The sequence below is a fragment of the uncultured Lawsonella sp. genome (genome assembly GCF_947252745.1).
Classification (GTDB): Bacteria; Actinomycetota; Actinomycetes; order Mycobacteriales; family Mycobacteriaceae; genus Lawsonella.
The window spans coordinates 57,641-76,010 of the sequence record NZ_CAMXWW010000004.1; the positions used below are offsets into that span (position 1 = coordinate 57,641).

10 protein-coding genes are annotated in these 18,370 nt (G+C 57.4%); 2 read left to right on the plus strand and 8 right to left on the minus strand.

Annotated features, from left to right (window positions below; translation table 11 throughout):
* Positions 1-9 precede the first annotated feature (9 nt).
* From Q0X28_RS05215 to Q0X28_RS05230, 4 genes are read right to left on the minus strand one after another with little or no spacing between them, the layout of a single operon-like run.
* Positions 10-2,604, minus strand: coding sequence for an AAA family ATPase (locus Q0X28_RS05215; protein WP_296237486.1), 2,595 nt, complete (start codon positions 2,602-2,604; stop codon positions 10-12).
* Complete coding sequence (locus Q0X28_RS05220; protein ID WP_296237487.1) at positions 2,604-3,764, minus strand: metallophosphoesterase; 1,161 nt, start codon at positions 3,762-3,764, stop codon at positions 2,604-2,606. The genes Q0X28_RS05215 and Q0X28_RS05220 overlap by 1 nt, the downstream gene beginning before the upstream one ends.
* Positions 3,757-4,716, minus strand: coding sequence for a hypothetical protein (locus tag Q0X28_RS05225; RefSeq protein WP_298576952.1), 960 nt, complete (start codon positions 4,714-4,716; stop codon positions 3,757-3,759). The genes Q0X28_RS05220 and Q0X28_RS05225 overlap by 8 nt, the downstream gene beginning before the upstream one ends.
* A complete protein-coding gene (locus Q0X28_RS05230; RefSeq protein ID WP_296237489.1) occupies positions 4,717-7,638 on the minus strand; it encodes a DEAD/DEAH box helicase in 2,922 nt (973 codons plus the stop codon).
* A gap of 151 nt (positions 7,639-7,789) precedes the next feature.
* Here Q0X28_RS05230 and Q0X28_RS05235 point away from each other — a divergent pair, with 151 nt between their 5' ends.
* Positions 7,790-8,683 (plus strand): HNH endonuclease family protein, encoded by an 894-nt coding sequence (locus Q0X28_RS05235; protein ID WP_298576954.1) that lies wholly within the window; start codon positions 7,790-7,792, stop codon positions 8,681-8,683.
* Here Q0X28_RS05235 and Q0X28_RS05240 read toward each other — a convergent pair.
* The 4 genes from Q0X28_RS05240 to Q0X28_RS05255 form a co-directional block, all read right to left on the minus strand.
* The gene (locus Q0X28_RS05240) at positions 8,680-10,662 is read right to left on the minus strand and encodes a DEAD/DEAH box helicase (protein WP_296237491.1); all 1,983 of its coding nucleotides are present in this window, start codon (positions 10,660-10,662) and stop codon (positions 8,680-8,682) included. The genes Q0X28_RS05235 and Q0X28_RS05240 overlap by 4 nt on opposite strands.
* A gap of 35 nt (positions 10,663-10,697) precedes the next feature.
* Positions 10,698-12,032, minus strand: coding sequence for an MFS transporter (locus Q0X28_RS05245; protein ID WP_296237492.1), 1,335 nt, complete (start codon positions 12,030-12,032; stop codon positions 10,698-10,700).
* A gap of 9 nt (positions 12,033-12,041) precedes the next feature.
* Positions 12,042-13,415 (minus strand): M20/M25/M40 family metallo-hydrolase, encoded by a 1,374-nt coding sequence (locus Q0X28_RS05250; RefSeq protein WP_298576956.1) that lies wholly within the window; start codon positions 13,413-13,415, stop codon positions 12,042-12,044.
* Between the two features lie 142 nt (positions 13,416-13,557).
* Positions 13,558-14,223, minus strand: a complete 666-nt coding sequence (locus Q0X28_RS05255; protein WP_298576957.1) for a TetR/AcrR family transcriptional regulator — start codon at positions 14,221-14,223, stop codon at positions 13,558-13,560.
* Between the two features lie 215 nt (positions 14,224-14,438).
* Here Q0X28_RS05255 and Q0X28_RS05260 point away from each other — a divergent pair, with 215 nt between their 5' ends.
* Positions 14,439-18,212 carry a multifunctional oxoglutarate decarboxylase/oxoglutarate dehydrogenase thiamine pyrophosphate-binding subunit/dihydrolipoyllysine-residue succinyltransferase subunit gene (locus Q0X28_RS05260; RefSeq protein WP_298576959.1) on the plus strand — a complete coding sequence of 1,258 codons (3,774 nt, stop codon included), beginning with the start codon at positions 14,439-14,441 and terminating at the stop codon, positions 18,210-18,212.
* Positions 18,213-18,370: the final 158 nt, after the last annotated feature.

Genomic DNA, 18,370 nt, shown 5'->3' on the forward strand with positions numbered 1-18,370 from the left:
TGGGGAGAGCTAGTCGAGCGGTTGTTCCCAGATGTGGTGTTTGCCGGGAACGCTCGCAAAACGGCTGCTGTCACAGGTAAAGATGATGAGTTGTCCGGCCATTGCGGGGTCGCTAGTGGCGAGACTGGTCGCTGTCTCGATGGCAGCTGCCATATCTTCTCGACGCGTGGGGTCGGAGTATCCCAGGATATCATCGAGAATAACGGGGACATGTCCTTGGTCCACGAGCTGGTAGCAGGCAAGGCGAGAGAGGACTGCCAGCTGTTCTCGGGTACCGGTAGAGAGATCGCTATAGGCGATGGGGATGCCGTTGGGTCGGGTGACGGCACTCACAATTGTGAGATTGTCAGCGACGGTGACGGAGAAGTGGTCACCCCATACTCGTTGGCCGAGACGCGTGAGGGTCTTCACATAGGGTGTTTGGTAGCGGGCGGCAGCGCGCTGGCGGGCTGCCAGTAGTGTATCGCGAAGTAACCGTGCGGCGTCTGCAGCGGCTGTGGTGCGCTGGATGTGTTCGTGAAGATCGCGGTGTTGGGCGCGTTTCTCTACGAGTGCAGCATGGTAGCCAGCGGACATGTGGGTGTCGAGAACGCCCTGGAGCCGGTGGTATTTGCTGTCGACGTCATCGTAGAAGGAGCGGAGAGTAGCTAGCGTGCTGGTGTTGTCCGCGGCTTCTTCAGTGGTGTCAGCGAACGCTGCGGTGCAATTTTCACACTGCGCGAGTTCTGCTCGCTGTGTCGCTACGGCAGTGGTAAGACTGGCTAGTTTCTCCTGGTGTGCAGTTCTTGCCGCTTGGTCAAGTGGGTCAAGCTGTGCGTATTCCTGTTGTGCTGCAGCAAGCTCTTGCGCGAGTAGGTCACGTTTGCTGGCGGACACCTCGTAGTTGCGTAGTGCTACTTCTGCCCTTTGCTGAGCTTCGGTAAAGGCACTCTGTAGCTCATCTACGTCAGCTTTAGGAAGGACATTTAATGTGCCGGCTCGGCCTTGGTCGAGGAGGTCACTGGGGAAGCCGGCGCACTCTTGGGTGAGCTGGTGTGCTTCTTCTAGTCGGCGTGACTCGGGGTGGAGAGTCGCAAAGGCGCGGCATTCTGCGGCTGCGTCCTGGTGGGCACGGTTGGCCTCCTGCCACTCGTCTGCCTGCCTGCATGCCTGTGACCAGTCTGCGACGTGCAGGCTGTCAAGGGCTTCCTGATAGTCTGCGGTGAGCCGGCTGAGCTGGGCGTCGCGTTCTGCTGCTTCTGCAGCTGGGTGCAGGGTGATGGTCACGTGTCCTGGCACCTCGATAGAAAGCGACCGGGAGATAATCTCGGTATGTGCGCTGGTAAGCGGACTGCCGTTACAGAGTACGTCGCCGCCGGGGAGAGGAGTCACGGTGATGGTCCCGGAGCTTACCGCGAGCACGTGTTGGAGTCCCTCAATATCGGCTCGTAGTTGCTCGGCATGCCGATAGACCTCGACGTCGTGCGGGATGCTGTGCAGGTGGTCGGAAGCCTGTTTCGCAGCTTGGGCGAGGCGTTCTGCTTGCGCTTCCTCTTCGTGGTGGAGGCGTTCCCGGCGGAGAAAGTCCATAATCTCCGCAGTTTGTGTGTAGTGCGCTGCAGCCGCGGCTAGCTGGTCCCGCTGTTCGATGAGCTGGTGTAGTTCGGCATCATCTACCTGTGTGAGCTCAGCCTGTTGTTGTTCGATACGGGTGATGCGTTCGCTTATCGCCGCGTGTTGTTGTGCGAGGTCGTCATCGGCCTGCACGCGCGAAGTGGCAGCTGCAAGTTGTGCTTCGGTTGTCCTCAGTTGCGCTTCGAGGGCAGCCTTCTGCCGTTGGTGCTCGGCGTGAGCTGCTGCCTGTGCAGTGAGGTCCTGCAGTCGAGCTTCTGTCTCGGCACGCTGGTTCGCGAGGTGTTCTCGCTGCTGTTCGAGGTCATCGAGTTGTTGGGCAGTCCGTTCTGTTTCGGCAACGTGTTCAGCAAGTTCAGAAGCCTCTTCAGAGAGGGTTTTTTCGCGTTTGAGCTCGTTCGTTCGTTCTTTGGTGAGGCGGCCTGTTGTGGTGAAGTACTGGTCGAATTCCGCCTGCGCAGCATCCAGTAGGTGGTCTCCCGAGAGTGTGTCATCGTTTCCGTTGGCGGCCGCATCGAGTGCTGCTTGAAGGGCAGACTGGCCGTCTGTGAGTTCAAAACTCGACAGGTCCTTGCCTTGGAGGAAGCTCAGGGCAGCGAAAAGCGCCATATCTTCATGGTCGCGGAGGAGATCTTGTACATAGTTATGGGCGGGGTCGCCGCGTAGTACCGCCTTGTTCCCGGTGGCAAAGGTGAGGGTGGTACCTGCTTGCCGCCCACGTCCGAATTCTTTGCGTAGAGTGAACCGTTCACCGCCAATGGTGGCATCGAACTCCACGATGGCGGGGCGGTCGACTCCACTGCGCCGAATAGCGGTCACTGCATTTTTGGTGGAAGTGGCTTTCTCAGTGAGAACGAGGTTAATGGCTTCGATAACGCTCGATTTTCCGGATTGGTTGGGCCCAGCGATTACGGTGATGCCATGGTCGTCGAAGTCGACGTGGCGTTCCGTGATACCGCGGTAGTCCTTCAGGGTGATGGAGTGGAGTCGCATTACTGATGTTCTCCTTCCACAGTGAGGCGGTAGAGCAGCGTGAGAGCATCTTGAGCGGTCTCGTCACCGTTTTCGGCTAGCTGTGAGAGTTCCTCCGCAGCCTCTGCCACGTATCCTGTCAGTCTCGCTTGTAGTTCGGTAAGGGATGGGAGCAAGTGCCGTGAGCTATGCCGTTCCCACAGCCGGAATCCTGCGAACATACCTTCCCATTGCGCTTGGGCGGTGTCTAATGCTGCCATGTCTTCGACGGTGAGGGTGGCGTTAAGACCAAGGCGGACGGCGGTGCGTCGTTTGTTGGGTATCTCCGCGAGGTCCCGGGAGAGTTGTGCGATATCGGCGGTGCTATGGATGTCACGACGAAGGGTTCGGAAGGACCATTTCCCGCAGGTGAGTGGTTCGGTCGTACAGGTCTCGTCATGCAGTGTGACGAGGAGTGCCTGGCCTGAGTTTTTCTCGACGTCATCGAAGTCAGTCACCTCGGGGCTGCCGGAATACCAGATCCGACCACTCTCCCCCACTTGTGTCTGTGAATGCCTGTCTCCGAGGGCGAGGTAGTCGAGCTGGTAGCTGCGGCAGGCCTCCTCTAGTGCAGCGACGGAGATGATTTCTGCTCCGGTGGCATCCTCCATGTGTGGGGCGAACGTGTCAACGCCTGCGTGTGCTAGTCCTACTCGGTATGTGCAGGGTTCTTTGAGGGTTTCCGCACACTCTCGGAGAGCAGTAAAGAGGGGGTTTTCGGTGGGGTACCGATCGCTATAGGGGCCGACAATGAGCTCGATTCCTGGGATGTCTCGTAGCACTCCGGGCTCGTGGGGGACGAGGATATTGTCTGGCTTATGAGCTCGGAAGGCAGGTGACAGGTAGACGCTGTCCCGCCGGTAGGAGTCGTGGTTGCCGGGTTGGAGCACTACAGGGCAGGTGAGTCCACCCACCATTTCCAGGAGGGAGATGATGGTGTTGCTGTCGAGTTGGTTCCCATCGAAGACGTCTCCTGCGACGACGACGCCATCGACGTCGAGCTCTGCGGCGTGGTCACAGAGATGCTCGATAGCCTGCAGGCGTGCGTCACGGAAGACTGCCTGTTTACTTTCTGACAGATGACGGCGAGTCATCCCGATGTGCCAGTCGCTGCTGTGGAGGAGGCGCAGTGGGTTACTCATCGGAGTACTCCTTGATGACGGTTGGGTAGGTGTCGTGTTCAACAAGATAGTCCCACGCGTCGTGTAGATCGGCTTCGAGCGTGAGCTTCTCGACCGGGTCAGAGGTGTACGCACTCGCTGCGGCCATCCATTGCACAGGGTCGAGGTCGTGGTAGGCCGGGTTAGGGAGCGGGTTGGGGAGATCCGGTAGCTCCCCGGAAAGTGCCCAGTAGCGATGAGGGGCGAGCGCAACGGGGGAATCAGGGTCCTGTTCTTGGGAGGGTTCCTGGGAGGGGCGGGTGATAAGTTGTGCTGCCTCCCCACGGGGTATCTGCCGGCGCGCGGCTGCACGACTCGATTCACTACCGTTGCTGTCCCAAAGGGTGGTGGTGGATGTATCGGGCTCGTCGGTGGAGTTTGATGCTGCTGTTTCGTCGACGGGATCAGCAGAGACCAGGATGTCTGAAAGAGCGATGCTGCGAAGCTGGAGATACCACTCGCTATCTCGATCCATGCGTTCTACTAACAGGTATCCCAGTGCCAAAGTGTGTGAGCAGCGGTCCGCCGATGCAGGACAGGTGCACGTACACCGGAGGTCGTGTGCGTAGAGTGGGAGAAGTTCTTCGAGGAACGTGGGAAGAGATCCAGCAATAATCTGTTCTGCGGAGCCGGGATGACGAGCGACGGCAGCGCGCACTTCAGCGATGGTGTCGGCACTGACGGGCGTACCCGAAATGGTGGGTGCGAAGGGGTCGAGCTGGCTTCCCTGTACTTCCCCAGCAACGGTGGAGCCATAGTGTTCCATTGCGAAGATGGCGCCATTCCTAGCCAGCGCCTTTGCACGTGCAACCTGGGGGTGTCGAACCACGCCGTCGTGCCCGCGATAAGGTTCTTCTAACGCCCGTTCCACCTGCTTCCCCCACCAGGTGCGCCCGAAACATCCGGTTTTTTTCTGAGCAACAAGTCCCCGCATTTACTTCACCTCCAGACGGAAGAGTTCCTGCAGCTGGTCATCATCGAGCTCGGTGAGCCAGGTTTCACCTGTACCCACAACTAGATCCGACATCGTCGATTTGTGGGCAATAATGTCGTCAATACGCTCTTCGATGGTGCCGTCGCAGACGAGTTTGCGTACCTGTACGTCCTTCGTCTGGCCGATTCGATAGGCTCGGTCGGTGGCTTGGTTCTCGACTGCTGGGTTCCACCAGCGGTCACAGTGAATGACATGGTTTGCGGCGGTGAGGGTAAGACCAGTTCCACCGGCTTTAAGTGACAACACCATGAGTGGGGCTCCTTCTGCGGATTGGAAGCTCTCCACCATGGCATCGCGTTCTTCACGTCGCAGTGATCCGTGGAGGAACGGTACCGCTACGTTGAACCGTTGATGTAGGTAGTTCGCCAGGTAGTCTCCAAATTCTTTGTATTGGGTAAAGATAAGCGCCTTCTCCCCTTCGGCGAGAATAGTCGAGAGGAGTTCTTCCAGTAACGCCACTTTCCCGGAACGATGCTGTCCGTGTCGGAGAACGGCCGAGACATCACCGAAGTAGTGTGCAGGGTGGTTGCAGACTTGTTTGAGCTTTGTGAGCGCGGCGAGTACTGCGCCTTTCCGTTGCAGACCTTTCGCTTGGTTGATCTTCTCAAGCATGTCATCGACGACGGCATGGTAAAGGCCGGCTTGTTCTGGCGTCAAGGATGCGTGGACGACCATCTCATTCTTGTCGGGAAGATCGCTGATAACAGCAGGGTCGCTTTTTAATCGGCGGAGCAAGAACGGGGCTGTCAAGGTGCGCAATTGTGCAGCCATGGTGTCGTCGTGGTCGCGTTCGATGGGGAGCGCGTAGTGGTGGCGGAAGCCGTGCTGCGTTCCTAGATAGCCAGGGTTTACCAGGTCCATCAGGGCGCGAAACTCCTCCAGGTTGTTTTCCATGGGGGTTCCGGTGAGTGCTAAGCGATGTGCTGCGGAGAGCGCTCGAGCTGCCCGAGATTGCTGTGTTGCAACATTTTTCAAGTGCTGCGCTTCATCGAAGACGACTCGCCACCAAGTCACTGCCATGAGTTCAGCTCGGTCTCGATGCAGCAGGTTGTAGGTGGTAATGATGACATCATGTTGTGCCACCACATCCTGGAATGCTGACCCGCTTGACCGATCTGCACCATGGTGAATAGCGACAGCTAGTTGTGGAGCAAACTTCTGCGCTTCGTGGTACCAGTTGGCAGCCAAAGACATGGGGCAAACCACCAACACTGCTGAGTCTGCGGGCACTGCTCCACGCGCTTTGTCATAAGCCAGGACGGTGAGCACCTGGAGTGTCTTCCCCAGACCCATATCATCAGCCAGGATGCCACCCTGCCCAAGTGCATCGAGACTGGCTATCCAGTCCACCCCACGTTGCTGGTAGGGACGCAGTTGTGCGGCAACAAGATCGTCAGTGGAGACGTGCACCGGTTCGGAACGATGCGCCAATAAATCATCCACCAGTGTTGACCCGGCAGTACCTGTCACCGGTACTGGTGTGTCAGCACTAATAAGTTCCTGCAGTACATCCCCCGCAGTACCCTCCTGAGTAGCGGCGAGATCTGCCTGAGACAGCACTTTCCGACGCCGTTTCCCACTTTTTGCAGCAATGAATTCCGCGGCTCGGCGCAACAGTATGGGATCTGCTTGCACCCACCCATCACGAAGGTGAACTAAACCAGACTGTTCTTGCACTATGTCGAAAAGCTCTGCAGGTGTCAGGACAACATCTCCCAACGCCACTTGCCATTGGTAGTCTATAATGGCATCGAGTCCCACTTTGGCCCCCGTAGCAGCTGAACGCGCTGCTTGTTCACCCTCCCCCGGAATTACCTGCAGTCGCATTGACACCGGCGCCGCAACCCACGCCCGAGGAAGCATCACAACAATGCCTTGCGCCCGCACCACGTTCACTCCCCGGGTGACAAAATCGGTTGCCTGTACGGTCGTCAGTAGACGATCTTCCCCATACCCTGCTACCACACTCTCGAGCAGAGCTGGGTAGGCTTCCGTCGCCCGTGCCCACAACTTGGTAGCGGTGGTGTAGGAGGCAGCATCGAGGACGCTGGGAATGAGAGGTTCAGGGGCACTGCCCAAGACACGCACTGACACCTCCAAACCCCACCATTCCGGGGTGTCGGGTAGCGGTTCGTGAAGACGGAGCACTACCTCAGTATCGGTGTCTGCTGCTCCGTTTTGCCATTGGCGAAGCCGTTCTGAAAAACCGAGTGTGCCCTCAATAAAAGGCTCTCCAGTAATAAGCGCTTCTACAAGAGCCTGCCGCGGGCGGTGCGGGAGATCCCGCAGGCGTTGTCGGCAGAGTTCAGCTGCCATGGCCTCCACAAAACTCTCCACCGCAGCGAAGCCACCGTTATGGGCGAGCACTGGTGGTAGTGCGTGAAGGAGCTCGGTGAGCCATACCCGTTGCGCGCCACCGCCCAAAAGCTGCCAGTGGGCATACCAGGTAGGGCCATGATGGTAGAGGCGGGGCGCTACTCGACCAGCGTCGACCCACCGCGTAACGCCCGCTACCGCATGTGCGAGAAAGCGCAGGTCTTCTCCAAGTCCAGGGATAGGAGTCGCGGACGTCGCACACTCGGTCAGGAAAGCAAGAGCAGCTCCTGCACTAATGACAAGGCAGGGAACTGTCCGAGAACGAGGATAGCCACCCTCGCCAAGAACCGTGAAAGGCAGGGTGTAGCGGAACACCGGAACCCGCTGGATAAGGTCACTGATAATGGGCGGGAAGGCACCCACAGGCAGGTCTGCTACCCTCCCAGGTGATTCCCCCCCGGCACAATCTCGAATCCACAGCATCAAGCCACGATCCGGTATCCACCGGCCGTGGAGCTCATAGGAGGATGCTCTGGGACTCGTCATGATTCTATCCAACCAGTCTCTTGTAACAATTTCTGATGCGGCATTGCCGCCGGCGACAAATGGTGGCGTTTTTCGCTACCGGCAGCACCACCTCACGCCTCCGCAGACCTGCTGACAACTGCGCACAGACATATTTCATCTGACCGTCCCCGTGCGACGTGCCCTAAGTAGCTCATCCATCCCGCTTGCGCATGTGGTTAACTGCAAAGTCACCGTCACCACCAAAGTCCCCACTATGCCGCTGCCTCATCATCACACTCCAGTTTCCGTCGCCCGTACATGCACCGACACCTCCAATCCAGCCTCGGACACTAACCCTGCCCGCCAGTCTGGTACTACCCGATACGCTCACGCCACTACCTCAGTCCACCTCTGGAGCCTCCGAGGACATCGTTGGCTACTCTGGGGCGGGTGGGTGGTGTTTCCCACCCTAGTGGCACTCGTCGTTACCGCATCCCAGTGGATTCCACCGGCACACCAGTGGACGGGTACTCCAAGCCGTGCTGAAGTACGTGCACTACTCGACCGTGTGCATGTCATCCCACGCCGCCACCATATTCTGGGTTACGAACGTGCCTGCACCGGATCGTCCAGCTGCAGTTTCGGAACCGCATGGACTGACGACTCAGATGCACCTGGCAGTCACAACGGTATCGATACTCGTTCTGAGATGCTGCGACTTCTCACGACCGGCATCGATCCCTATACCGGGCGTCCCCTCCCCTACCAGCGGCAGCAACGTCATATCGACCACCTCTTCCCACTTGCCGCAGCGTGGGATATGGGTGCTGCGCAGTGGCCTCAGCGAAAGCGAGTGACCTTCGCTAACGACATCTCCCGCAACCTGGTAGTGGTTGCGGGAGACATCAATATCAAAAAGGGAGACAGTACCCCCAGCGACTGGCTTCCACCATGGAAAGGTAGCCGCTGCTGGTACGCGGGCCGTTACCTCACCGTTGCGATCCACTACAACCTGTCCATCAGCCAAGCCGATTGGCGGGCACTCTCCGCGGCAAGCAGACTCTGCCCACAGCATGCGAATTAGTACTTTTTGCCCTGCTTGTAGTTGGAAAAACTACGGTTCTTGGAATATCCCTTTCCGGCAGGTTGGTAGCTCTTCCGGGAACGAGAATTCCAGGCAGGGCGATCCTTCCGCCCAGAGTGGTCATTCTTGGTCCGCTTGCCGGCAGAGGAAAGCTCATTCCATGTACCGCGACCATGATCTGCAGAGTTCTTCCACGCCTTGCGACCCTTCCGGTCTTTCCACTCGGTGCGATCGCTGCGGTGCTTACGGGAGTGTTTCTCAGGGCGCATATAGCTACTCTGCTGTTTCTTCTCCCACTTGGCCTGCTTCAGGGCTCCTGGACGGTTCGCCGGTGGGCCCGGGTCCACCTCAAGGTGAATCAGTTGGCCGGAGATCCGCGTCTTCTCCAGATTGTCGAAAACCTCTTGGGGAAGGTCTGCGGGCATGTCGATGAGAGAGTAGTCCCCGCGAATAGAGATGTGGCCAATATCAGCGCTACTGATCCCGCCTTCGTTCGCAATAGCTCCCACAATGCTCGATGGCGTGGCCTTATGACGCTTACCAACGGCAATACGGTAGGAGACCAAGTCTTTTCCGCTCCGAGACTGCTGGCGACCTTCTTTACGCTCCCCACCATGAGAGAAGGAGCGTTGGTGGCCGCGATAGTCATCTACCTCAAGTTCCTCAGTCAAGAGGAAACCTTCAGTCTCATCGACAGTGCGGACGGCTAGGGCAGCCGCAATATCGACCATATCCACTCCCGTATCTGCGGCGTAAAGCTGCACGAAACCACGGAATAGGTCGAGATGCTCATCTTCCAAAGCTTCGGTGATGGATTCATTGAAGCGGCGAACGCGTGTGTCATTCACATCGTCCACACTGGGCAGCTTGACCTCTTCCAGAGGCTGGCCAGTAACGCGCTCAATCTGCTTAATCATGCGGCGTTCTCGTGGCGTCACGAACAGAAGCGCTTGCCCGGTCCGCCCCGCGCGCCCGGTGCGACCGATCCGGTGCACGTAAGACTCCGGGTCGTGGGGCATGTCATAGTTTAGGACATAGCTGATGCGGTCGACGTCGAGACCACGGGCGGCCACGTCGGTTGCAACAAGAATATCGAGGGTGCCCTCTTTGAGCTGATTAATGGTGCGCTCACGTTGGGCTTGCACCATGTCACCGTTAATCGCGGCGGCACCGTAACCGCGTGCACGAAGCTTATCGGCCATCTCTTCTGTCTGTTGCTTGGTGCGGACGAAGAGAATCATTGCTTCAAAGGTGTCCACTTCCAAGATGCGGGTAAGTGCATCGATTTTGGAGCGCTGGTTGACGATTACGTATCGCTGTTCAATATTGGCATTAGTGGTGGTGGGGGTCTCAATTTCGATCTGCTGCGGATCAGACAGATAGTTCTCGGAGATGCGGCGGATCGCCGGCGGGATAGTAGCGGAGAAGAGTGCTGCCTGACGGTGTTCGGGGGTTTTGGAGAGGATCTCTTCGACGTCTTCTTGGAAACCCATCTTCAGCATTTCATCGGCTTCATCGAGAACTAGGTAGTGCAGTTCAGAAAGATCGAGTTTGCCTTTGGAAAGGTGGTCGATGATACGTCCGGGGGTACCGACGATGATCTGGGCTCCACGCTTCAAACCTGCGATTTGGACACCATAGGACTGTCCCCCGTAGATGGGGAGCACTTTTACACCTGGGATATGCCGTGCGAAGCTCGATACGGCATCGGCAACCTGCAGGGCTAGTTCGCGGGTTGGGGCAAGAACTAAGGCTTGCGGAGCTTTCAGCTCGGGATCAATGGCGGCCACCATGGGGAGGCCAAACGCTGCGGTCTTACCGGTACCGGTTTGGGCCATGCCCACAACGTCTTTCCCGGAGAGCAGCAGGGGGATAGTAGCAGCCTGAATTTGGCTGGGGGACTCGAAACCTAGGTCACTGATTGCTTGCAGAATCGGAGCGGGCAGGTCGAAGTCGGAAAATGTTTCGACAGTAGTCATCGTGTCTTATACTACCCGCTACTACCTGCGGAAACCTAAAGGGAGGAAGCTGCTGGTCGGCTACGCGCGGCAGGCGGAAGAGTTTCTCTGGCCGGCACCCATGCCAACGAACTCACCGCCAAGATGATGCCCGTGATTCCAAAGGCCCAGCTGTAGCCCAAGGCATCCACAATGGCGCCGGCTGCCAGCGTACCAACGATTGAACCGAAGTCCGCAGCCATCTGTACGGAGGCCAAGATAGTACCGCCACGGTATCCAGCCACCACATCTCCGATGGCTGCCTGTTGAGCGGGATTGATGACGCCGCCTCCAAGCCCAGCGAAGAGCGAGAGAACGTAGACCATACCCACACTTGTCCCTTGCCCTAGAAGCGCCGTCATCGCTCCACACAGTAGAAGTCCCCCGATGATAAGGGGGCGACGCCCCCAGCGGTCGGACCAATGCCGGGTGGTGTAGAGGGCAATAGCGTTCCCGATGGCAAAAATCGCCATCGCAATACCCGCCTGGGCTGCGCCGTTTGTGCGAAGCAACGCGGAGACGAAAAGAGGAAGCAGGGCGACACGGACTCCGAAGTTGCCCCAGCCATTGGAGAAGTTGGTAGCGAGGCAGGCCCAGAACGCGCTGTCTTTCATGACGTCGCGTAGTTTCAGCTCGGGAGCTTGTGTCGTCGATTGTTCCGTGTCCAGATCCGACGCAGCAGCAGGTGTGCCGGGTTCCGTTTCGGAGATAGTGCCCGTGTTGACGGCTAAATCCCCCGTTTCCGCGGTGGCAGCGTCGGTGGCTGAGTGGTCGAGGAGCCGTGCCGGGAGCATCCACCACACCACGATAATCGCCAGGATGAGTGAAACTGTGTATACGTAAAATGGGAGCCTAATGTCTATATGCCCCAGTATTCCTCCCACTACTGGACCGGCGATGTTTCCGATGAGGAAGGCTCCACCATATGCGGAAGCTGCACGTCCACGCATATATCCCGGTGCCATTTTCACGATCATGGCGGTTGCGGACACGGTGAAGAGGGTCGAGCCGATTCCACCTAACCCGCGGTAGACGACGAGTTCCCAGTAGCCCTGAGCGAAGGTGGTTGCCAGAGTAGAGAGGGCAACGATAAAGAGCCCTGCCAGATACATCGGCCGCTCACCTAGTAGATTGATGAGTTTACCGGAGGCTGGCGCAAACACGAGGCGCGTCATGCCGAAGACACTGACAATGGCGGCGGCCGCCATCACGCTCACATCGAAACTGTGCGCGTATTGTGGTAGGACCGGGGTGATGAGTCCGTATCCGATCGCTATGAGAAAGGCGGCTCCTACCAGAACCCAGATACCCCGAGGTAGGGGTTCTCGGAGATTCCGTGTTGAGCTCGCCATAGGCTCAGCCTACGCATTTTGGGTGAGGTGAGCCAGTACCTGTGCTCCGCTGTGGACGGCACTGACGGGAACTCTCTCATTTTTTGCATGGAAATGCCCGAAGCAATCATAGGTGCTGGGGACGTGCAGAGGAACGAAACCAAAACATTCGATACCCAGCCGCTGGAGAAACTTATTGTCAGTGCCAGCCGGGAGAAGATAGGGCGCAACAACTCCTGCGGGATCGATGGTGGTGAGGGCTTCACGGACAGTATCCACGAAGGGAGACTGCGGATCACTGGAGACTGCATTGGGTTTTTCCCAGTGGATGGTGAGGGCGTCATAGTCCTCTCCCAACTCGTTTCTCAGCAATTCCTCTACGGTGTCAAAGAATTCTGTCTCGTGGCCGGGAAGCACACGGCAATCGATGGTGGCACGGGCGTCGGCGGGGATGACGTTTACCGCGTAGCCGGCGTGAAGCTGGGTGGGGGCTGCCGTGTTGCGGAGACTGGCGCGGACTACTGGCCCCAGGAAACCCCACTTGTGGGTCGCGGCGTCAAGCTCATCGTCTTGGTAGCGCTCGCCTGTTACTTCCGTGATGGTATCTAGGAAGGCATCCAGCGCAGGGGTGTGGACGATAGGGAAATCATGACGGGCGATCGCTGCGACAGCACGGGTAATGACAGAGACGGCATTCGTCCCGGAGGGGCGGGAACCGTGCCCGGCACGACCTTTCGCACTGAGGCGTGCCCAGGCAACACCTTTTTCAGCTACTGCCAGGGGGTAGATTCGTGTGTCAGGATGGTCTGGGAGAGTGACGGAGAAGCCGCCCACTTCGCTGAGCGCCTGGGTTACTCCCGCGAACCACTCAGGATGGTGGTCAACAAACCAGTGGGAGCCCCATACACCATCGTGTTCTTCATCGGAGAACCACACCATCATGAGGGTGCGGGCTGGGCGCACTCCGGTAAGTGCGTAATGGCGTGCAACGGCTAGCATCATGCCGGCAAAGTCTTTCATATCGACTGCACCGCGGCCCCAGATCCATCCGTCAATAATGTCACCACCGAAGGGCGGGTGGTCCCAATCGTCAGCGTTGATGGGCACGACATCGACGTGGCTGTGAATGAGGAGCGCATGGGGGTCGTCTCCTGGGATGACGATGCGGTAGTTTCCGCGCCCAGGGCGGGATGCCAGGTAGTCCCCCTGGATGCCAACATCAGCGAGTTTGCCGGCGATGTAATGGATGCACTGGTCTTCGCCGTCTCCTACGTCGGGTTCTCCGGTGTTGACTGAGGGAATACGGATGAGGTCCTGGGTGAAGGCCACTGCTTCCTTGCCGAGTGCATCCCAGTCGTTCCATTCGCGAGAAGGTCGGGAAAGATTTGCGCTAGTGCTTGTCATGGTTACTAGTTTAGGCACTCGACTCGCCAGAGTCGCCTCTTCAGCTCGTTGAGCGGGAGTTATGCTCACCTCAAGAAGAACTGTCCGGAATATGATGCAGCCAGGGAAGAATAACCTCCCCGGCCGCATCATAAGGGTGCGATTATGCTACAGTTATTTCTTCTGCGTTCCGTACTACGGTACGAACAACCATTTCCAGGGAGTCCAACACAATCTTCATCCCGTCGGCGCTACTGGCCAGTGCCGGGTTTTGCGGGGTACGGAGACTCAGATGGCGCAACAGGTACCCATGAATGAGGTCGAGGATGACGGGAACCAGTTGGTTGAGATCCATGGACCACGTGGCATTGAATCGGCGGGCCACAGAGTCGAGATAGCTGTAGGCTAGGTGCGCCAGGGCATCGTAGTACATGGTGATGAGTTGTTGGAACCGGAAGTCAGAGGTATGAAATGCATAGGAAATGACCTCGTACACCAGCGGTGAGTTTTCGGCTTGTGCGGAGACCTCGTTGAGGATGGTTAGAGAGTCCTGGAACAATGACTCTTCTAGTCCAGCGAGTCCCGTCTTGTTGGAGGTAGAAGCGGTGGCGAGCACACTCTTGGTAATAGTGTGAATGACTTCATCGACGGTGTGAGCAGCCATTTCGTAGAGCAGCTCTTCTTTGTCATTGAAGCAGTAGTGCACTACTCCGAGGGAAATGTCGGCTTCTTGGGCTACGGCGCGAGTAGTCACTTGAGCGAAACCTTCTCGCCGAGCGACGACCATGGCAGCCTTGATAAGGTGTGCCCGGCGGTCTTCTCTATTCATACGCATTGAGGTTGGGCTTTCCAAGAGATATAGCGATTGACGCGTAGGGGAGCAATTGTATTTAAACACCATACTAATCACGATGACCTGCAGAATACTCATCGCACACAAAAATTCTCTTCTTCTTTTCAGCATTCGTGTAACGCAGATCACCACCCTTCTTTCTGAGTACCATTAGAGGTACACATCCAACCGGACCAGAATGAGGGTTATCAGTGACGACACATCCAGATTCTTTCGGACAGAACCAGTGGCTGGTTGACGAAATGTATCGGAAGTACCGCGACGATCCCCACAGTGTGGATGATGCTTGGCGGGCCTACTTCACCGATCAAAAACTGATCCCCTCCCCTATAGCCGCCGCCACCAGTACGGACAGCGCGCAACTAGTGTCCGAACCTTTCGGCCCTACTAATCCCACTGCTTTCCTCACCGATTACGACTACTCTGAGACCGCTGCAGACCCAGTGAACGTGCAACGTGCCTCCACCGAGCGTGTGCGCTCTGCCGCTAAAGATGCCCTCACTACCATGTATACGGTTGAGCCGGCGGCCGGCCCCAGTTACCCAGAGCTAACGGAAGAGGAGAAAACTCCACTGCGGGGTACTGCCCGGGCTATTGCGCGCAATATGAATGCTTCCCGTAATATCCCCATAGCGACCTCGGTGCGCTCTATTCCAGTGAAATTGATGTTTGAGAACCGAGCTCTCATCAACAGTTACCTTACAAAAACTCGTGGAGGGAAAGTCTCCTTCACACACCTCATTGGCTACGCCATGATTCAGGCAGTGAAAGCCTATCCCACCATGAACTGCCGGTTAGAGGAGGAGGACGGCCACTTCACTCGTATTCAGCCTGACCACATTAACTTGGGCCTAGCGGTTGACCTGCGGGGCAAAGACGGTAGTCGCTCACTAGTGGTCGCAGCGATTAAAGAGACGGAAACGATGAACTTCCCCCAGTTCGTCGCCGCTTATGAAGATATCGTCACGCGCGCCCGCAACGGTAAGCTAACTGCCGCCGACTTTGCCGGTGTCACCATCTCACTTACTAACCCTGGCGGTATTGGCACGATTCACTCTGTGCCGCGCCTTACACCTGGTCAGGGCTGTATTTTGGGCGTTGGAGCACTTCAGTATCCGGCGGAATACGTCGGGATGAGCGATGAAGCACTGGCGGAGCTCGGGGTGGGTAAGACAATGACTGTCACCTCCACCTACGACCACCGGATTATCCAAGGTGCAGAGTCCGGCGAGTGGCTGGGGACGATCCACAAACTGCTTCTATCCGACGAGTTCTACGATGAGATCTTTACTGGGCTCAAACTTCCCTTCGAGCCGTGGCGATGGCGACGCGATGTCACTTCGCAGGGGGTAAATAAGGATGCGCGTGTGCTTCAACTCATCGAGGCATACCGCGACCGTGGCCACCTCATTGCCGACACGAACCCCCTCAACTTCATTGAACCGGGCCGGAAGCGGGAAACATACCCGGACCTCAACATTGCACACTACGGGCTCACCATCTGGGACCTTGACAGAGAGTTCGCCGTTGGCGGTCTCGCCGGTCAAGAGCGGATGAAGTTACGCGACATTATGACGGTGCTGCGCAATGCCTATTGCGAGAAGATCAGCGTCGAGTACACGTACATCCTCGATAATGAGCAACGCGAGTGGATCCGCAATTATGTGGAGAGTAAGGGTGCCCCGCTCTCCGCCAAGGATCAGAAACTCACTCTCACTACGCTTATCGCGGCCGAAGCATTCGAATCTTTCCTTCAAACCAAGTATGTGGGGCAGAAACGTTTCTCCTTGGAGGGCTCAGAGTCTCTTATTCCTATGATGGATCGCATCATTGATGTGGCTGCCGACCACCATGTCCAGGAGGTCGTCATTGGCATGCCCCACCGTGGGCGTCTCAATGTGCTTGTCAATATCGTCGGCAAACCCTACAACCAAATCTTCAGTGAGTTCGAAGGCAACATGCATGCCAATGAACAGCAGGGTTCTGGAGATGTGAAGTACCACCTCGGTGCCGAGGGTACGCACTATCAGATGTATGGCGACAACGACATCAAGGTGACGCTCACCGCCAACCCCTCACACCTGGAAGCCGTCGACCCCGTTCTTATCGGTATCGTCAAGGCTAAGCAAGACCTGCTTGCTCGTAGTACCGAACGGCCCCACCAAGAGAATCAACCGCGCTACCCTGTCATGCCGCTCATGCTGCACGGTGATGCCGCTTTCTCAGGTCAAGGAGTGGTGTACGAGACGCTCAATATGGCACTGCTCGAAGGCTACAACGTCGGTGGCACCGTGCATATCGTCGTCAATAACCAGATCGGTTTTACTACCGCCCCTTCACAAGGTCGCTCCAGCGAATATTGCACCGACGTCGCGAAGGCCTTTGGTGTGCCGGTCTTCCATGTCAATGGGGACGACCCGGAAGCATGTGTGCGTGTCGCCCGCGCCGCCGTCGAATTCAACCAGAAGTTCGCCAAGGATGTTGTTATCGACCTCGTCTCCTACCGCCGTCGAGGCCACAATGAGGCGGATGATCCGTCGATGACGCAGCCCGCCATGTACGACATCATCGATAACAAGCGTTCTGTGCGGCAGTCCTACCTGGAGACGTTGGTGGGACGCGGCGATATTACTCCGCAAGAAGCAGAAACTGCCTTGCAGGACTACCAGGGTGAGCTCGAAAGTGTCTTCAAACAGGTGAAGGATGCGGAGAAGGAGTCCACTCCTCCATCACAATCGGTGGCTACAAAGCAGCGTGTTCCCTACAACCTGCAGACTGCTATCTCAGCCGAACGGTTGGAAGAGATTGGCGACGCATTCGCCAATGTGCCGGATAACTTCTCTGTCCACAAGCGCGTCAAGCCTATTCTTGAAGCTCGCCACCGCATGACCCATGAGGGGCACGTGGACTGGGCTATGGCTGAACTGTTGGCCTGGGGCTCGCTGGTCCAAGAAGGACGAGATGTACGCATCGCGGGTGAGGACAGCTGCCGCGGGACCTTCACCCAACGTCACGCCATCGTAGTGGATCGGGAGAACAGCAACGAGTACAGCCCTCTCCGCGCCATTGCGAACACCCACGGAGGGCATTTCGACATCTTTAACTCCGCACTGTCCGAGTTTGCGGGTTTGGGTGTGGAGTACGGCTACAGTGTGGCCCACTCGGATGCGCTGGTATGTTGGGAGGCTCAATTCGGTGACTTTGCCAACGGTGGACAGACCATTGTTGACGAGTACATTTCCTCGGCTGAAGCGAAGTGGAACCAACGTTCAGGACTCGTCATGCTCCTCCCGCATGGACAGGAAGGTGCTGGCCCTGACCACTCTTCTGCCCGCATCGAGCGTTACCTCCAAATGTGTGCGGAGTCCAACATGACCATCGCCCAACCGTCCACCCCTGCAAATTACTTCCACCTCATTCGCCGGCATATTCTATCCAGTATTGTGCGCCCGCTCATTGTGGCGACCCCGAAGTCCATGCTGCGGATGAAGGCGGCGACGAGCCCATTGGAAGACTTCACCCAGCGAAAATTCCGCTCGGTCATTGATGACCCCTATTTCTACGATGAAAAGCAGTTGCACGACCCATCATCAGTAAAGACGCTGCTGCTGTGCTCTGGGAAGGTGTATTACGAGCTTGCTCGGCGGCGTGACAAGGAGGAACGCTTCGATCTGGCCATTGCCCGATTGGAGCAGATCTACCCGGTACCGTTCCGCCGACTCTACGAGCTTGTTGCCCGCTATCCCCAGGTGGAGAGAGTCATGTGGGTGCAAGAAGAACCATCTAACCAGGGGGCCTGGCCATTCCTCAAGGTCAAGCTGCCCACCGTGGTCGGTAACCTGCCGCCTTTCGACCGCTTCTCGCGCCGCAGTATGTCCGCTCCAGCAACTGGGGTCTCCAGTGTGAGCCGCGCTGAGCAGACACTGCTTATGGATACTGTCTTCAACTCCACTCTGCCCGAATAAGTCTGCTTACCAGTCCGACCAGCTATGCCAGTCGTCTTCTTTTCCTGACGTCTGCCGACGGCTGGGCTGGACGATCGGTTCTGCTGCCCCCACACGTAAAAGCCCGCACCCTGGTATTCACCGGGTGCGGGCTTTTACGTGTGGGGGCAGCAGGCGGG

Excerpts from the sequence above, each read along its gene's own strand:
- Q0X28_RS05215 (WP_296237486.1), bottom strand. The coding sequence starts at position 2,604 with ATGCGACTCCACTCCATCACCCTGAAGGACTACCGCGGTATCACGGAA.
- Q0X28_RS05220 (WP_296237487.1), bottom strand. The coding sequence starts at position 3,764 with ATGAGTAACCCACTGCGCCTCCTCCACAGCAGCGACTGGCACATCGGG.
- Q0X28_RS05225 (WP_298576952.1), bottom strand. The coding sequence starts at position 4,716 with ATGCGGGGACTTGTTGCTCAGAAAAAAACCGGATGTTTCGGGCGCACC.
- Q0X28_RS05230 (WP_296237489.1), bottom strand. The coding sequence starts at position 7,638 with ATGACGAGTCCCAGAGCATCCTCCTATGAGCTCCACGGCCGGTGGATA.
- Q0X28_RS05240 (WP_296237491.1), bottom strand. The coding sequence starts at position 10,662 with ATGACTACTGTCGAAACATTTTCCGACTTCGACCTGCCCGCTCCGATT.
- Q0X28_RS05245 (WP_296237492.1), bottom strand. The coding sequence starts at position 12,032 with ATGGCGAGCTCAACACGGAATCTCCGAGAACCCCTACCTCGGGGTATC.
- Q0X28_RS05250 (WP_298576956.1), bottom strand. The coding sequence starts at position 13,415 with ATGACAAGCACTAGCGCAAATCTTTCCCGACCTTCTCGCGAATGGAAC.
- Q0X28_RS05255 (WP_298576957.1), bottom strand. The coding sequence starts at position 14,223 with ATGAATAGAGAAGACCGCCGGGCACACCTTATCAAGGCTGCCATGGTC.